The following is a 15,340-nucleotide window of genomic DNA, read 5'->3' as shown; positions in this document are numbered from 1 at the left end:
CGGCGCGCGGGTCAACTCCCGGCCGGCACCGCCGGTCGACGCCCGGTCGGCAGCGTCGCCCGGCCCCACCGCAGCCCTCGGTCCAGCACGGCACGAGCCATGATCGCCACACAGGTGCCGCCGTTGAGGAAGGACGCCACGACGTCGCTCGGGTGGTGCATCCCCCGGTACATGCGGGTCAGCGCCACCCCGAGCGGCACCATCAGCAGCAGCGTCCACCAGGCGACCTTCGCCCCGGTGCTGCGCGCCCGCAGCGCCATCAGCACGGCGATACCGACGTAGAGCGCCACCGCCGCCGAGGTGTGCCCGGACGGGAAGCTCGACGTGGGTGGCGAGACGTCCATGTGCTCCACCGCCGGCCGCCGCCGGTCGATCGCCAGCGTGGTCAGCAGGAACACCAGGGCCTGGGCGGTCACCGCCGCGCACAGGAACAGCGGCTCCCGCCAGCGCTTCAGCCAGAGCCGTAGCACCAGCGCCACCAACACGGTGACCACGACGATCATCTGGGTGCTGGCCAGCGTGCTGAACACCAGCGAGACGCTGTTCCAGCCGTCGGTACGGTCGGCTGCCAACTCCCGGTTCACCGCGTCCTCCACGGTGAACGGCCAGGTCCGGGCGAACACCCGGGTGACCAGCACCCCGAGCAGCACCATGAGGCCGAGGAGAAGGGACACCGGCAGCAGAACCCGCCGGACGATCAGGACCACGGTGTCGGACATGGGTCGGCCAGTACCCGGCCGACGTCGACGGCACGCCTCAGGCCGCTCCGGGGTGCCGCTCGACCTCGGGGGCCACGCCGTCGCGGGTGGGCCGGACCGGCTGGAGGCCCTGGTGCGCCCGCCAACTGGTGAACGCGGCGGTGGTCGCCGCCACCACCGCCACGCCGAGCAGCCAGCCACCCAGCACGTCGCTGGTGAAGTGCACGCCGAGCGCCACCCGGCTCAGCCCGGTGAGCACGGTGAGCAGCACCGCCGCGACCCAGAGCGCGACCCGCGCCGCCCCCCGCCGCGCGTACGGCAGCAGCACCAGCAGCAGCACCCCCGCCGCCAGGGTGGCGTTCAGCGCGTGCCCCGAGGGGAAGGAGTAGCCGGCGGCCCGTGCCACCGGATCCAGCAACTCCGGCCGGTCGCGACCGACGAGCAGTTTGAGCAGCGGGCCGACCGAGCCGCCGACGACCATGGTGGTGGTCGCCCAGAGGGCCAGCCGGCGAGCCCTCCGGCGCAGCAGCCAGACCACCAGGAGCAGGGCGACGGCGCGCAGCGGCATCGGCGCGAACACCTCGGTCCAGATCCGCATCAGCACGACCCAGCCCGGGTGGTCCTGGGCGTAGCCGTGCAGGGCGTCGGTGACCGTCGTGTCCAGCCGGTGCAGCGGCGCCCACGCACCGAGGACCAGCAGCGTAAGCAGCGCGAAGGGCACCAGCACCAGGAACGCCGCCACCGAGGCCAGGGTCAGCCGCAGCCCCAGAGCATGGTCCGGGTCGAGTCGGCGGTGCCGCCAGGACGACTGGTCGGCGGGGGCGATAGTGGGCGGCGGCTGCGTACTCATCCGTCGGTTCTACCCGACCGGGCGGACGGTCAGACCTCCCGGTCGCTCGCGGTCAGCGAGCCCGGTGCCGGAACCGGCGGATCATCAGGGCGGCGCTGCCGAGCAGGGCGACGAGGAGCACGAGACCGATCCACAGTCGCTCCGGCGCGGACGGATCCTGGCCGCCGGCGGCCCGGGCCGTCCACCGGGTCTGCTGGTGGGGTGCGGTGAGGCCGAGCGGATCGCTGCCGGCACCGGCCACCGGGTCGTCGTCGGCCGAGCCGGGCGCCGGACCGAAACCGGTCACACCAGGCGACGTGTGGTCGTCCAGCGGGTTGACGGTCACCGGCGGCACCTCGGCGGTCAGCGCGGCCACCGGGTCGACCACGCCGTACCCGAAGCGGTCGTCCCGCCCGGTCGGCCCGATGTCCCGGGCGGTGGCCAGTAACCGGTTGACCACCTCACCGGCGGGCATCTGCGGATAGCGGGACCGCACCAGCGCGGCGGTGGCCGTCACCAGTGGTGCGGCGAAGCTCGTGCCCTGCACCCGCCAGTACCCGTCGGGGGACTTCGCGCCGACCAGCCCGCTGGCGGGAGCGGTGAGCACCGTCGCCCGCCCGGTGATCGAACCGGACCACAGGTTGTCGCTGCCGCGTTCGAGGCCGGCGACCGCGACCACGCCCGGCTCTCGGGCCGGGTACCAGACCTTGGTGCTGGTGGAGGTGGCCAGGTTGCCGGTGCAGGCGATCACGACCACGTCCCGGACGAACGCGTAGTCCAGGGCCGCGGCCAGGGCCGGGCTGTCGCCGCTGCCGCCCAGGGACAGGTTGATCACGCGGGCGCCGTTATCGACCGCCCAGCGGACCCCCTGGGCGACGATCAACGCATCGTCGTAGCGGTTCTGCTCGTCGAGCACCCGGACCGGGAGGATCCGGGCGTCCGGGGCCAGGCCGACGACACCTCGTTTGTCGTCCTTGCGCCCGGCGATCAGGCCGGCGACCGTCGTGCCGTGGCCCACCGGATCCGGACCCGCCCCGCCGCCGGGGCCGACCAGATCCTTGCCGGGCAGCACCTGGCCGACCAGGTCGGGATGGTTGCCGTCCACTCCGGAGTCCACCACGGCGACTGTCACACCCCGACCCGTCGAGGTGCGCCACGCCGTCTCGGCCCGCAACTCGTCGAGCTGCCACTGCTCGTCGCGCACCTGGTCGGTGCGGGCGACGGCATCGCCAGGAGCGAACGCCACCGGCCCGCCGGCGAGCTGGCCCCCCTCGGTGGGAGCGGCGACGGGCACCGCCGCCACGGTCGGGGCCACGACAGCGAACGCCGCGGCGACACCGAGCAGCGCCCGGACGAACGCCCGGCGCGCCGCTGACGGACCGCAGTGCCGAACCCCAGTCACATTCCCAGCCATTCATCCCGACGGAACCATGACGATCGGAGATTACCGGTTTCCCCACCTGTCACGGGAGGAACTGGCGAGTCAGGTCATGATGGCGGAAGTTGTGCCAGCTGGACGAGGCGTACGCCCTCCCGCCGGGTGACCAGTCGACCACGCCCCGGCGGCAGCGGTCCGGGTCGCACCGGCCCGACCAGTGCGCCCTCGTCCGGGCTGCCCGCCATCACCAGACCGGCGGTGGACAGTTCCCGCAGCCGCTGCACGATCGGCTCGTACTGGGCGCGGCCCGCGCCACCGGACCGGCGGGCCAACACCAGGTGCAGCCCGACGTCGCGGGCGTGCGGCAGGTGCTCCTCCAACGCCCGCAGGGGGTTCGCCGGGCCGGCCGCCACCAGGTCGTAGTCGTCCACCAGCACGAACAGCTCCGGCCCGGACCACCAGGAGCGGTCCCGCAGTTGTTGCGGGGTGACCTCCGGCCCGGGGGCCCGCCGCTCCAGGTAACCGGCGGCCGACTCGATCAGCTCGGCGGTGTGCGCGGCGGCGGTGCCGTACCCGATCAGGTGCGGCGTCTCGATCGCGCCGAGCAGACTGCGTCGGTAGTCGACCAGGATGACCCGGGCCTGCTCGGGAGTGAACCGCGTGATGATCGACGTGGCCAGCGCCCGCAGGAACGACGACTTGCCGCACTCCGAGTCACCGAAGACCACGAAATGCGGCTCGGTGGCGAAGTCGAGCAGCACCGGGCGTAGGTCCGCCTCCGCGATCCCGATCGGCAGCCGCAGGCCGGTCGTCGCGGCGAGGTCCAGGTCGGCGTACGGGAGCACGGGCGGCAGCAGCCGGACCCGGGGCGCCGGAGGACCCGCCCACCCGTCGGCGGCCCGCTTCACCAGATCCGCCGTGTCCCCGGTGGCGGCGAGTTGTGGCACCGCGGTGAGGAAGTGCAGGCCCTCCGCGGTCACCCCACGGCCGGCGCGCTCCGGAACGTTCGCGGCGGCACGCCTCGCCACCAGCGAGTCGGACGGGTCGCCGAGGCGCAACTCCAGCCGTGAGCCGAACAGGTCCCGGATCGCCGGACGGAAATCCAGCCAGCGCAGCGCGGTGGCGACCACGTGCACCCCGTACGACAGGCCCCGGGTGGCCAGGTCGGTGACCAGCGGCTCCAGGTCGTCGTACTCGCCTCGGACCGTGCTCCACCCGTCGACGACCAGGAACACGTCACCGAACGGATCGACGCCCGGCTGGTTGGTCGCCCCCGCCGCGGCGCGGCGCTGCCGGTACGCGGCCATCGACTCCACGCCCAGCTCCGCGAACCGGCGTTCCCGGTCGGCCAGCAGTGTGGTCATCTCGCCGACGGTGCGCCGTACGGCCGTCGGGTCGGCCCGACCGGCGACCCCGCCCACGTGCGGAAGGTCGCGCAGCGCGGCCAACCCGCCGCCACCGAAGTCCAGGCAGTAGACCTGCACCTCGGCCGGTGTGTGGGTGAGCGCCAGCGCGCAGATCAGCGTGCGCAGCGTCGACGACTTGCCGCTCTGCGGCGCGCCGACCACCGCCACGTGCCCGGCCGCGCCGTCCAGGGCCAGCCAGAGCAGGTCCCGGCGCTGCTCCAACGGTTTGTCCACCACGGCCAGCGGCACACCGAGCGCGCCGTGCAGCTCCGGGTTGCCCACGGTCAGGCCGCGTGCCGGGTCCACCTCCACCGGGCCGAGCAGCTCGTCCAGGGTCGGCGGATCACCGAGCGGCGGGAGCCAGACCTGGTGTGCCGGCGGCCCCTGCCCGACGAGCCGGTCCACCAGCAGGTCGAGCAGTGTCTCCCGGCCCTCCTCCTCGGCCACCACGGGCACGACCGGGGTCGCCGGCTCGGGCACCGGTACGGCGTGCGTGGTGAAGGTGAGCAGCCGGGCACCACCCTCGACGGTGGTGCCGGCCGTCGCGGTCCGCCGACGGACGGCACCGGAGACGTACGCGGCCTTGAACCGGGCCAGCGGGTCGGTGCCGGCGCGCAGGTAACCGTGCCCCGGCGAGCGGGGCAGCTCGTGCGCGTCCGGCACCCCCAGCACGGTGCGGGACTCCAGCGCGGAGAAGGTCCGCAGACCGATCCGGTACGACAGGTGGGTGTCCAGCCCGCGAAGCCGTCCCTCCTCGAGTCGCTGACTGGCGAGCAGCAGGTGCACTCCGAGCGAACGGCCCAGCCTGCCGATCTGCACGAACAGGTCGATGAAGTCGGGCTTGGCGGAGAGCAGTTCGGAGAACTCGTCGCAGATCAGCAGGAGGGACGGCAGCGGGGCCAGCGGCGTGCCGCCCGCCCGGGCCCGTTCGTAGTCACGCACGCTGGCGAAGTTGCCGGCGCGCCGGAGCAGCTCCTGGCGGCGGACCAACTCCCCGTTGATGGCGTCGACCATCCGGTCGACCAGGGGCAACGCGTCGGCCAGGTTGGTGATCACGGCTGCCGTGTGCGGCAACCTGTCGAACGAGGCGAACGTGGCGCCGCCCTTGAAGTCGACGAGCACGAAGTTGAGTTGCTCGGAGCTGTGCGTGGCGGCCAACCCCAGCACCAGCGTGCGGAGCAGCTCGGACTTGCCGGAACCGGTCGCCCCGATGAGGAGGCCGTGCGGTCCCATGCCGTCCTGGGCGGACTCCTTGAGATCCAGCTCGATGGCACCGCCGTCGGTGCCCACCCCGATCGGCACCCGCAGCCGCTCCCGTGGCGAGCGGGGCAGCCAGCCCTGTTCGGCGGTGAAACTCTCCGGGTCGCCGAGGCCGAGCAACTCGGGCAGGCCCAGGTCGGCCTGGAGTGGGGAGTCGGGCCCCCGGGCCGCGCCGGCGAGTCGCAGGGGGGCCAACCGTCGGGCGACCGCCTCGGCGTCGGCGAGGTCGAGCTGGTCGGCGGTCCCGACCTCCGCATGCCCGTCGGACGACCACGAGTGCAGGCGTCGGCCGTGCAACTCCAGCAGCAGCGCGTACCGGTCGAGCAGCCGAGGCGGTGGAGTGTCCAGGTCCAGCACGGTGACCGCGTCGATGCCGCCGTCGCCGGTCAGGTCACTGGCGCCGGTCAGGTCGCCGCCGTCGAGGACGACCACCACGTGCGGGCCGTCGGTGGCCGGGCCGGTCGGGCTGAACCGGGAACGGCTGGCCAGCACGTCGGCCAGCAGCCCCTCCAACTCGGCGGCGGAGCTGGTCACCAGTCGCAGCGGGCCGAGCGCGTCGGTGCGGCTGGGGTGGTGGGCGTGCGGCAGCCACTTCACCCACTCCCAGCAGGCCCGGCGTTCCGGTCCGGCGCAGACCGCGACGAGCAGCTCGTCGGGGGCGTGGAAGACCGCCAGTTGGGTCAGCACGGCCCGGACCAACGCCTGCGCCGCCGGGTCGCCGGTGGGCGGACCGGCGGTGGTGGTCGGGGTGCCGCCCCCGGCGCGGCCGACGGGCCGGACGTGCACCCGGGCGAAGCTGCGCAGCGACAGGGCCACCGGCAGGTCCGGCACCACGGAGTACGCGTCCAGGAAGCGGCGCAGCGCCCCGGCGGTCATCGGCTCCAGCTCCTCCAGTGGCCGGGTGACCGGTGCGACGAGCGGGGTCGCCAGGGTCTGCGGCCCGACGGCGACGCGTACCACGGCGAAGTCCGGGTCGCCGGGTCGCCGCTCCCAGACCCGGTGGCTGTCCACCGTCGACCAGAGTCGCCCCGGGTCGGGGTGCCGGTAGAAGAGCCCGGCCCGCTGCTGGCCGGCGGTCCGCCGCACCCGCCGCCGCAACGTGGCCAGGTGCCGCAGGTACTCCCGGCGGGCGGCCATCATCTCGGACTTCTTCGGGGTGCCGGAGGCGCTGCCCCAGGAGGTCACCAACATCGCCAACGAGGACAGGCCGAACATCCCGCCCACCACGTACGAGTAGGCGCCGCCACCCCGGCCGAACATCATCGCCATCGCGACCGTGCCGCCGAGCATCGGCAGCAGCATGAGCATCTGCTGCCACCGCCCACCGACCACCACCGGAATCTCCGGAGGCGCCTCGACCGGCAGCTCACCGGCCGGGATCTCCGGCGCCGGTCGGCGCGGCGGACGCTTGATGACGACAGTGGACACTCGGCCTCCTGACTGCGCTGGGTAACCCGAGCCGGACTCATGGTAGGTAAAGTCCTGTCGTCCGCGCAGCCTCCGATCCCCCTCGATATGGAGACAAGTCGATGACTACCGGGCTGGCCCGCGTCACCATCAGCGCGCCGCAACGACGGGTGGACGTCGCCCTGCCGGAGCAGGTGCCCCTGGCCGAACTGCTGCCCGACGTGCTCCGGCACGCCGGCGTCGGGTTGGCCGACGACGGCGAGCAGCACGGCGGCTGGGTCCTGCGCCGCACCGACGGCGCGGTGCTGGCGACCGCCCAGGCGCTGCTGCCGCAGGGCGTCCGCGACGGCGAGGTGTTGCACCTGGTGCCGGCCCGCGCGCACTGGCCCGAGCTGGAGTACGACGACGTGGTCGAGGCGATCGCCGACGGCGCTCGCCGCCGAGGCGGCGCCTGGTCACCCACCGCCACCCGGGTCGCGGGCCTGGCCGGTGCCGCCGTCCCGCTCGCCGTCGGTCTGCTCGCGCTGTTCACCGCCGGCCCGACGCAACGGACCGGCTGGCTGGTCGCCGCCACTGTCGCTCTGGTGCTCACCGTGGCCGGCGCGGTGGCGTCCCGCGCCAACGGTGACGGGACGACCGGGGCGACGCTCGGCGGCTACGCGTTGCCGTACGCGTTCACGGCCGGCGCCCTCGCGGTCGGCTCCGGCGACCCGCTCGTGCCGTTCGGACCGGCCCGCTGGGTGGGCGCCCCCGAACTGCTGGCCGGCTCGGTGGCGCTGCTGCTGGTGGCGTTGATCGGCCTGCTCGGAGTGGCCAGCCGGCTCCGGGTCTTCGTCGCCGGTGTCACGGTCGGCCTGGCCGGTGCCGGGGCCGCGCTCGGTGGGCTGCTGCTGACCTCGGCGGGTACGGCGGCAGTGCTGCTCGGCGCGCTGGTCTTCGCCGTCGGCGTGATCCCGCTGCTGGCCATCCGGCTGGGCAAGCTGCCCCTGCCGCCGATCACCCTGCCCACCTCGACGACCGGGGACGAGCCGGCGCGGGTCCGCGATCTGCCGGACCGGAGCCGGGTGCACGCCGCGGTGATCCGCACCGAGGAGATGCTCACCGGCATGTTGATCGGGCACGCCGTGTCGGCCGTGGGCGCGGCCCTCGTACTCGCTGTGGTCGGTGGAACCGCCGGCCGGATTCTCGTGGCCGTCACCTCAGCCGTGCTGCTGCTGCGCTCGCGACTGTTCGTGGCGCTGCGGCACCGCGTCCCGACGGTCCTCGCCGGGTTGGCCGGCTACGCGCTGCTCGGCGCCGTACTGGTCGGCCGGGTGGACGAGCCGGGACGGCTCGCGCTGGTCCTGGGCGGTGCGGTGCTGGCCCTGGTGACCGTCGCCGCCGGCACCGGGTACGCGCGCCGGCCGGTCTCGCCGTACGTCGGAAGGGCCGCCGACCTCACCGACGCGGCCCTGGTGGTCGCCGTGGTGCCGGTCGTCTGCGCGGTGCTCGACCTGTACGACCGGGCCCGGGGGTTGCTCGGTTGAGCGGCCCCCGGGCCCGGTGCGTCAGGCTGTGTCAGTGGATGGTCTCGCCACGCGCCTCGGCGTCCCTGGCCCGCTGGTAGGAGGCCTGGATCTCGGCCTCGGCCTCGGTGCGGCCGACCCAGGTCGCGCCCTCCACCGACTTGCCGGGCTCCAGGTCCTTGTAAACCTCGAAGAAGTGCTGGATCTCCAGCCGGTCGAACTCGCCGAGGTGGTGGATGTCGCGCAGGTGCTCCTGGCGAGGGTCCTCGTAGGGCACGCAGAGGACCTTGTCGTCCCCGCCCTTCTCGTCCGTCATCCGGAACATGCCGATGGTGCGGCAGCGGATCAGGCAGCCCGGGAAGGTCGGCTCGGGGACCAGCACCAGGGCGTCCAGCGGGTCGCCGTCCTCGCCCAGCGTGCCCTCGATGAACCCGTAGTCGGCCGGGTACTGAGTCGAGGTGAAGAGGGTGCGGTCCAACCGGATTCGGCCGGTCTTGTGGTCCACCTCGTACTTGTTCCGGTGACCCTTGGGGATCTCAACCGTAACGTCGAAATCCATCTGCACGCTCCCTCGTCTGCCCACGCTGGCTAACGGAACCACTGGCGCCCTCCGGACAGGTGAATGCCCACCCGCCGACTCCGGCCGCCGCATAGTCTTCGGACCGAAGTAGTGTCACCCAAGCCGATTTTCGCTGGGGGAGGAGGGGGTCGTGGGGAGGGAAGATTCACACTACCGCCCGGACGGGGGCTCCGCGCACGGTACCGGACGATCCGGGTCCGGTGGTGCGACGGGCCGTGTCCCGGTGCCCGAGGCCCACCTTCCCCGGACGCCCGAGCCGGTGAACCAGGTGCCGGAGGCGTCCCCCGAGCGGCCCCCGCCGCTACCCTGGCGCCCGCCGGGCGGATCGCCACCCCCCGGCCCGAACAACGGCCGCTTCCCGGTGCTCGGCGGTGACCGACCGGCGAGCGGGAACGCCTCGGTCCCGGTCAGCCCGGCGACGGGCGGTTCGCCACGGGGCAGTGCCTCGGTGCCGGTCAGCCCCGCCTCCGGCGGTTCGCCACGCGGCAGTGCCTCGGTGCCGGTCAGCCCCGCGCCGGTCAGCCCGGCGTCCGGCCACGCCCGGAACGGCCCGGGCGGAGCCCCGCCGCTGGGTCCGCCGATCTCCGCGCTGCCCGCGCCCGCCGACGCCGCGCCGGCACCCGCACCTGTCCCGCCGAAGCGTCGTCGGCGCCTACCCGTGGTGCTGGCCGTCGTGTTGCTGCTCGTGCTCGCCGGCGTCGGAGTCGTCATCACCCGACCCGGCCCGGTCGCCGGCTGGCTTGGCGACGACGCCGGAGCCCGCCCCACGGCTGCCAGGGTGAACCCGGATCCCGATCCGTCGGACGTTTTGGCCGGCCCGGACCAGAATGCGCCGTTGCCCACCGCCGACGGGGTTCGTGCCGTGCTCGACCCGCTGGTCGGCGTCGCCGCCCTCGGCAGCCGGGTGAACGTCTCGGTGGCCGACGTGATCTCCGGCCAGACGCTGTTCGCCAAGGGGGCGGACGACGGCACGGTCCCCGCCTCGGTGACCAAGCTGGCGACCGGGGTGACGGCGCTGGCCGCCCGTGGGCCCGGCTACCGGATACCCACCCGCGCGGTGGCCGGTGCGAAGGCCGGCGAAGTGGTGATCATCGGGGGCGGCGATCCCACCCTGGCGATCGACAAGAAGGGCTACTACCCGGGGGCGGCGCGCCTTGACGACCTGGCTGCCCAGGTGCGTACCGCGCTCGGCGGGGCCACCCCGACCAGCGTGACGGTCGACGGCTCGGTCTACTCCGGCCCGGTCTACGGCCCGGGCTGGGACGACGACATCCCCACCGGCGGGTCCGGTGGCGCGGTGACCGCTCTGATGACCGACGGGGCACGCAGGGATCCGGGGGTCGACCACGGGGCGGCCGAGCGGTTCGCCGAACCGGACCTGGCCGCGGGCAAGGCGTTCGCCCGGCTGCTCGGGGTGCCGACCGACGCCGTGAAGCGCGGCACGGCGCCGGCTCCTGCCCAGGCCGCAGCCGGTGGCACTCCGGCACCCGGTGCTGAGCTGGGGGTGGTGCAGTCCCCGCCGATGATCCGGCTGGTCGACATCATGATCAGCGAGAGTGACAACCTGGTGGCCGAGGCGTTGGCCCGCCAGGTCGCGTTGGCCCGCAACCAGCCGGCCTCGTTCGACGGTGGCGCCGCCGCGATGGACGCGCAGGTGGCCGAGCTGGGCCTGCCCGCCGACGAGATCACCCTCTCCGACGGCAGCGGGTTGTCCCGCCGCAACCGGATCAGCCCCTCGCTACTGACCGACCTGGTCCGGCTGGCGGCCAGCCCGGACCATCCGGAGTTGGCGGGTGTGTTCGGCGGTCTGCCGGTGGGCGGCTGGTCCGGGACTCTGGACGAGCGCTACCGGAACACCCCCGGCACCGCCGCCGGGGCGGGCAGCGTCCGCGCCAAGACCGGCACGCTGACCGCCGTGCACTCCATCGCGGGTCTGGTCACCACCGCCGACGGTCGGCTGCTCACCTTCGCCGTGCTCACCGACCGGGTGCCGGGCGGGAAGGAGACCGCCCAACCGGCGTTGGACCGGATCACCGCCGCGCTGGCCGGCTGTGGCTGCGGCTGACCCGGGTCGTCCGGCCGAAGCCGTCATCGGCGTCGATCGAGGACGCGAGGCCGGGCCGGGGTGTCGCGGCGCGGGTACGGTGGGTTCATGGCGCAGTTCGTGGACTGGGATCTGGCCGCCGCCACCGCGGGGGCGCTGAGCAAGTCGGGCCCTCGGGTGTCGTACGCCGAGGCCACCGACGTGGTCGGCGACCTGCGCCGGCTGACCGACGAGGCGGCCGGGCACGTGGCCGACTACACCGGGTTGACGGCGCAGGTGTCGCACCCGCCGGTGCGGGTGGTCGACCGCCGCGACTGGGCCGCGACCAACATCGCCGGCCTCCGTGAGGTGATCACCCCGCTGGTGAGCCGGCTCTCCGGTGACAAGCAGCCGGGCGCGTTGACCGAGGCGATCGGGTCCAGGTTGACCGGGGTGCAGGCCGGGACGGTGCTGGCCTACCTCTCCGGCCGGGTGCTCGGCCAGTACGAGGTCTTCTCTGCCGACCCGGGCCAACTGCTCCTGGTCGCGCCGAACATCGTCGAGGTGGAGCGCAAGCTCGGTGCCGACCCTCGGGACTTCCGTCTCTGGGTCTGCCTGCACGAGGTGACCCACCGGACCCAGTTCACCGCCGTTCCGTGGATGCGGGCCTACTTCCTGAGCGAGGTGCAGGCGTTCGTCGACGCCTCGTCCAGCGGGAGCGAGCACCTGGTCGAGCGGTTGCGGCGCGGGGTGGCCACCCTGTCCGAGGCGGTTCGTGACCAGGACAGCCGCACCAGCGTGCTGGACATCGTGCAGACCCCGGCGCAGCGGGCCGTGCTGGACCGGCTCACCGCGTTGATGACCCTGCTGGAGGGGCACGCCGAGTTCGTCATGGACGGCGTCGGCCCGCAGGTGATCCCCAGCGTGGAGCGGATCCGGGCGTCGTTCAACCGACGCCGGGAGGCCGGCAACCCGTTGGAGAAGGCGATCCGCCGGCTGCTCGGGGTGGACGTCAAGATGCGCCAGTACGCCGAGGGGCGCAAGTTCGTGCACGGTGTGGTGGAACGGGTCGGCATGGAAGGGTTCAACTCGATCTTCAACTCGCCGCTCACCCTGCCGCGACTGTCGGAGTTGGGTGACCCGGACGCCTGGGTCGCCCGGGTGCACGGCCCGGCCGGCACCATCCCGGCCGCTGGCTGACCACCCGCCGGTGGCCGCGCTCGCCCCGCCGGTGGCCGCGATCCGGGTGGCGGTCCGCCGTGCTCTGACCGGCCTGCCCCCGGACGGGCCGGTCCTCGTCGCCTGTTCGGGCGGTGCCGACTCGCTCGCCCTCGCGGCGGCAACCGTGTTCGTCGCACCCCGGCTGGGTCGCACCACGGTGCTCGTCACCGTCGACCACGGCCTGCAGAACGGGTCCGCGCAGCGGGCCGAGGCGGTGGCCGCCTGGGCCCGTGGGGCCGGTTTCACCGCCGCGTCGGTCGCCCGGGTGGAGGTGGCGGGGCGTCCTGGTGGGCCGGAGGCGGCTGCCCGGGAGGCCCGGTACGAGGCGCTGACCGAAGCCGCCCGGCAGCACGACGCGGTCGCGGTGCTCACCGGGCACACGCGTGACGACCAGGCCGAGACGGTGCTGCTGGCGCTCGCCCGGGGCGCCGGCCCACGCGGGCTGGCCGGGATGCCGGCCCGGCGGGAGCTGGAGGGGGTGCCGCTGTTGCGTCCGCTCCTGGAGATCGGTCGGGACCAGACGCGGGCCGCCTGCGCGGTGCTCGGGTTGAGCCCGTGGCAGGACCCGCACAACACCGACCCGTCGTACGCCCGCTCCCGGGTGCGGGCCGACCTGCTCCCGGCGTTGGTGCGGGCGCTCGGGCCCGGCGTGGTGGACAACCTCGCGCGTACCGCCCGGTTGGTGGCGGCCGACAACGCCGCCCTCGACGAGGTGGCGGAGGCGGCGCTGGCGGCGGCTCGACACCCCGACGGAGGGCTCTCCGCGCCGACGCTGCTCGCCCTGGCCCCCGCGGTACGCGGCCGGGTGCTGCACTCCTGGGCCCGTGAGCTCGGTGCCCTACCGGGTGCCTTGTCGCACCGGCACGTGAGTGCCCTGGACGCCCTGGTCACCGCCTGGCGCGGGCAGGGCCCGGCCGACCTGCCCGGCGGCGTCCGGGTGCTCCGCCGAGCCGACCGGTTGTCCGTCGTCCCGCCCGGCTGAGCGGCCCGGTCAGCCGCTGTGGGCTCGGTCCCGGAAGGTGGTCCGGTAGCTGTGTGGGGTGGCACCGACGCGGCGGCTGAAGTGGTGACGCAGTGCCGCCGCGTCGCCGAAGCCGGCCTGGTCGGCGACCGCCTCCACGCTCAACGGGGTCTCCTCCAGCAGCCGTCGGGCCAGCAGCACCCGCTGGTTGGTGAGCCAGTCGTGCGGGGTGGTGCCGGTCTCGGCGCGGAACCGGCGGGCGAACGTACGCGGTGCCATGCCGGCACGCGCGGCCAGCTCCTCCACGGTGATCGTCCGGTCCAGGTGACCCATCAGCCACTCCAACACCGGTTCCAGAGTGGGTGCCTCGGGTGCCTTCGGGATGGGCGCCTCGACGTACTGGGACTGCCCGCCGTCACGGTGCGGCGGGACCACCATCCGTCGGGCCAGCCGGGTCGCCGTGGCCGAGCCGTGCTCCTGGCGGATCAGGTGCAGGCAGGCGTCGATGCCGGCCGCCGTGCCGGCGCTGGTGAGCAGCCGACCGTCCTGGACGTAGAGCGAGTTGCACCGTACGCGGGCGCGCGGGTGGCGGGCCTGCAACTCGTCCACGTGCCGCCAGTGGGTCGTGCACTCCCGGTCGTCGAGCAGCCCGGCCTCGCCGAGCAGGAAGGCCCCGGAGCAGACGCTGAACAGGTACGCGCCACGCGCGTCGGCGCGGCGTAGCGCGTCGAGCACCGGGCCGGGGACGGTGGTGGTGCCCTGGCTGTGCGCGGGGACGGCGACCAGGTCGGCCTCGTCGACCGGGCCGAGGTCGGCGTGCGGGGTGAGGTGGAAGCCGGACGAGGTACGCACCGGAGCGCCGTCCGGGCTGCACACCTGGAAGCGGTAGCCGGGGAAGCCGTCGGCGGTGCGGTCGGTGCCGAACACCTCGGCGAGCACGCCGAGCTCGAACGGGGCGACCTGGTCCAGGGCGAGAACGGCGACGGATCGGAGCATGTGACGAGGGTAACCCGACCGGTGGCAGTAAATCGATGGTCAATGGCATTCCTGCCACTGTCCGGGTGATTCGAGGAGGCGCAGACTGGTCTCAGTCCGGTGCGCACCGGCGGCGAAACCGACAGCAACCATGCGAAAGTGAGCGCCGCCATGGAGTTCCTGTTCCTTCTCCTGTTCCTCGTCCTGCTCGCCGCCGCCTCGGCGGCCGGACTCACCGCGGACAGCCACGATTCGGCCGACTGGAAGCCGAGCGATGGCGGTCGTCGATGGCGTTCCCGCACCAACTGATGTGATTAGCGAGATTTGCGCAGAAAATCCTGGGCGGGACCGCGCCAAAAGGTGCGGCCCCGCCGACGGAGGTCAACCGACGTACGGCAGGCTAGGAGTCATGGCTGACGGCTCCTGGTACGACGCCGACATCGACCACGTGATCATTTCCGAGGCGCAGATCCGCGAGAAGACGGCGGAGCTGGCCAAGCAGGTCTCCGCCGACTACGCCCACGTGGGCGACGGGCTGCTGCTGGTGTGCGTACTCAAGGGTGCGGTGATGTTCATGGCGGACTTCGCGCGGGCGTTGGGCCGCAACGGCCCGCCGGCCGAACTGGACTTCATGGCCATCTCCTCCTACGGCCAGGGCACCACCTCGTCCGGGGTCGTCCGCATCCTCAAGGACCTGGACCGGGACATCGCCGGTCGGCACGTGGTGGTCGTCGAGGACATCGTCGACTCCGGGCTCACCCTCTCCTGGCTGCTGCGCTACCTGGAGTCGCGCTCCGCGGCGAGCGTCGAGGTGGTCGCGTTGTTCCGCAAGCCGGACGCGGTCAAGGTGCCGGTGCCGGTGAAGTACGTCGGCTTCGACATCCCCACCGAGTTCGTGGTCGGCTACGGGCTGGACTTCGGCGAGCGCTACCGGGAGCTGCCGTACGTCGGCGTGCTCAAGCCCGAGGTCTACGCCCGCTCCTGACACCCGCTGCGGGCCGCCGAGCCGCCCCGGGCGGCCCGGAGACGGAGTGAGACCGACTCGCATCGGCATCCATCAAGCCGACGTTCAGCGCGCTCTCAGGTGTTGCGGTTAC

The 15,340-nt window shown here is 73.6% G+C and carries 12 protein-coding genes; 6 read left to right on the top strand and 6 right to left on the bottom strand.

Features of this window, described 5'->3' with window-relative positions; all coding sequences use genetic code 11:
- Positions 1 to 11: 11 nt before the first annotated feature.
- The 4 genes from O7616_RS03740 to eccCa form a co-directional block, all read right to left on the bottom strand.
- Positions 12 to 719 carry a phosphatase PAP2 family protein gene (locus O7616_RS03740; RefSeq protein WP_282305622.1) on the bottom strand — a complete coding sequence of 236 codons (708 nt, stop codon included), beginning with the start codon at positions 717 to 719 and terminating at the stop codon, positions 12 to 14.
- A gap of 37 nt (positions 720 to 756) precedes the next feature.
- Entirely contained in the window at positions 757 to 1,548 is a 792-nt protein-coding gene (locus O7616_RS03735; RefSeq protein WP_282305621.1) for a phosphatase PAP2 family protein, read from the bottom strand.
- A gap of 52 nt (positions 1,549 to 1,600) precedes the next feature.
- Positions 1,601 to 2,941: a type VII secretion-associated serine protease mycosin gene (gene mycP, locus O7616_RS03730; protein WP_282305620.1), complete on the bottom strand. Its 1,341-nt coding sequence runs from the start codon at positions 2,939 to 2,941 to the stop codon at positions 1,601 to 1,603.
- A 74-nt stretch (positions 2,942 to 3,015) separates the two neighbouring features.
- On the bottom strand, positions 3,016 to 6,999 hold the full coding sequence (gene eccCa / locus O7616_RS03725; RefSeq protein ID WP_282305619.1) for a type VII secretion protein EccCa: 3,984 nt from the start codon (positions 6,997 to 6,999) through the stop codon (positions 3,016 to 3,018).
- 101 nt (positions 7,000 to 7,100) lie between these two features.
- Here eccCa and eccD point away from each other — a divergent pair, with 101 nt between their 5' ends.
- Positions 7,101 to 8,504: a type VII secretion integral membrane protein EccD gene (eccD, locus tag O7616_RS03720; RefSeq protein ID WP_282305618.1), complete on the top strand. Its 1,404-nt coding sequence runs from the start codon at positions 7,101 to 7,103 to the stop codon at positions 8,502 to 8,504.
- 31 nt (positions 8,505 to 8,535) lie between these two features.
- Here the strand turns inward: eccD and O7616_RS03715 are convergent, their stop codons facing one another.
- The gene (locus O7616_RS03715; protein ID WP_282264012.1) at positions 8,536 to 9,042 is read right to left on the bottom strand and encodes an inorganic diphosphatase; all 507 of its coding nucleotides are present in this window, start codon (positions 9,040 to 9,042) and stop codon (positions 8,536 to 8,538) included.
- Positions 9,043 to 9,652: 610 nt separating this feature from the next.
- Between O7616_RS03715 and dacB the strand changes: the two genes are divergently transcribed.
- The 3 genes from dacB (at position 9,653) to tilS (ending at position 13,289) form a co-directional block, all read left to right on the top strand.
- Positions 9,653 to 11,128 (top strand): D-alanyl-D-alanine carboxypeptidase/D-alanyl-D-alanine-endopeptidase, encoded by a 1,476-nt coding sequence (gene dacB, locus O7616_RS03710; protein ID WP_348773870.1) that lies wholly within the window; start codon positions 9,653 to 9,655, stop codon positions 11,126 to 11,128.
- A gap of 87 nt (positions 11,129 to 11,215) precedes the next feature.
- Positions 11,216 to 12,286: a zinc-dependent metalloprotease gene (locus O7616_RS03705; RefSeq protein WP_088991339.1), complete on the top strand. Its 1,071-nt coding sequence runs from the start codon at positions 11,216 to 11,218 to the stop codon at positions 12,284 to 12,286.
- 10 nt (positions 12,287 to 12,296) lie between these two features.
- Entirely contained in the window at positions 12,297 to 13,289 is a 993-nt protein-coding gene (gene tilS, locus O7616_RS03700) for a tRNA lysidine(34) synthetase TilS (protein ID WP_282305616.1), read from the top strand.
- A 9-nt stretch (positions 13,290 to 13,298) separates the two neighbouring features.
- On the opposite strand, the gene O7616_RS03695 is transcribed toward tilS, so the two are convergent.
- Positions 13,299 to 14,264 (bottom strand): helix-turn-helix domain-containing protein, encoded by a 966-nt coding sequence (locus O7616_RS03695; RefSeq protein ID WP_282264018.1) that lies wholly within the window; start codon positions 14,262 to 14,264, stop codon positions 13,299 to 13,301.
- A gap of 138 nt (positions 14,265 to 14,402) precedes the next feature.
- On the opposite strand from O7616_RS03695, the gene O7616_RS03690 reads away from it, so the two are divergent.
- Together O7616_RS03690 and hpt are read left to right on the top strand one after the other, a co-directional pair.
- On the top strand, positions 14,403 to 14,552 hold the full coding sequence (locus O7616_RS03690; protein ID WP_282264947.1) for a hypothetical protein: 150 nt from the start codon (positions 14,403 to 14,405) through the stop codon (positions 14,550 to 14,552).
- Positions 14,553 to 14,652: 100 nt separating this feature from the next.
- Complete coding sequence (gene hpt / locus O7616_RS03685; protein WP_030328005.1) at positions 14,653 to 15,228, top strand: hypoxanthine phosphoribosyltransferase; 576 nt, start codon at positions 14,653 to 14,655, stop codon at positions 15,226 to 15,228.
- Positions 15,229 to 15,340 lie beyond the last annotated feature (112 nt).

The organism is Micromonospora sp. WMMD964 (genome assembly GCF_029581455.1).
Lineage (GTDB): Bacteria > Actinomycetota > Actinomycetes > Mycobacteriales > Micromonosporaceae > Micromonospora.
This window is presented reverse-complemented; position numbering and strand designations above follow the sequence as displayed.

Bases quoted from the DNA above. Each gene is read 5' to 3' on its own strand.
- O7616_RS03735 (WP_282305621.1), bottom strand. From the start codon at position 1,548: ATGAGTACGCAGCCGCCGCCCACTATCGCCCCCGCCGACCAGTCGTCC.
- O7616_RS03740 (WP_282305622.1), bottom strand. From the start codon at position 719: ATGTCCGACACCGTGGTCCTGATCGTCCGGCGGGTTCTGCTGCCGGTG.
- hpt (WP_030328005.1), top strand. From the start codon at position 14,653: ATGGCTGACGGCTCCTGGTACGACGCCGACATCGACCACGTGATCATT.
- O7616_RS03705 (WP_088991339.1), top strand. From the start codon at position 11,216: ATGGCGCAGTTCGTGGACTGGGATCTGGCCGCCGCCACCGCGGGGGCG.
- O7616_RS03715 (WP_282264012.1), bottom strand. From the start codon at position 9,042: ATGGATTTCGACGTTACGGTTGAGATCCCCAAGGGTCACCGGAACAAG.
- mycP (WP_282305620.1), bottom strand. From the start codon at position 2,941: ATGGCTGGGAATGTGACTGGGGTTCGGCACTGCGGTCCGTCAGCGGCG.
- eccD (WP_282305618.1), top strand. From the start codon at position 7,101: ATGACTACCGGGCTGGCCCGCGTCACCATCAGCGCGCCGCAACGACGG.
- O7616_RS03695 (WP_282264018.1), bottom strand. From the start codon at position 14,264: ATGCTCCGATCCGTCGCCGTTCTCGCCCTGGACCAGGTCGCCCCGTTC.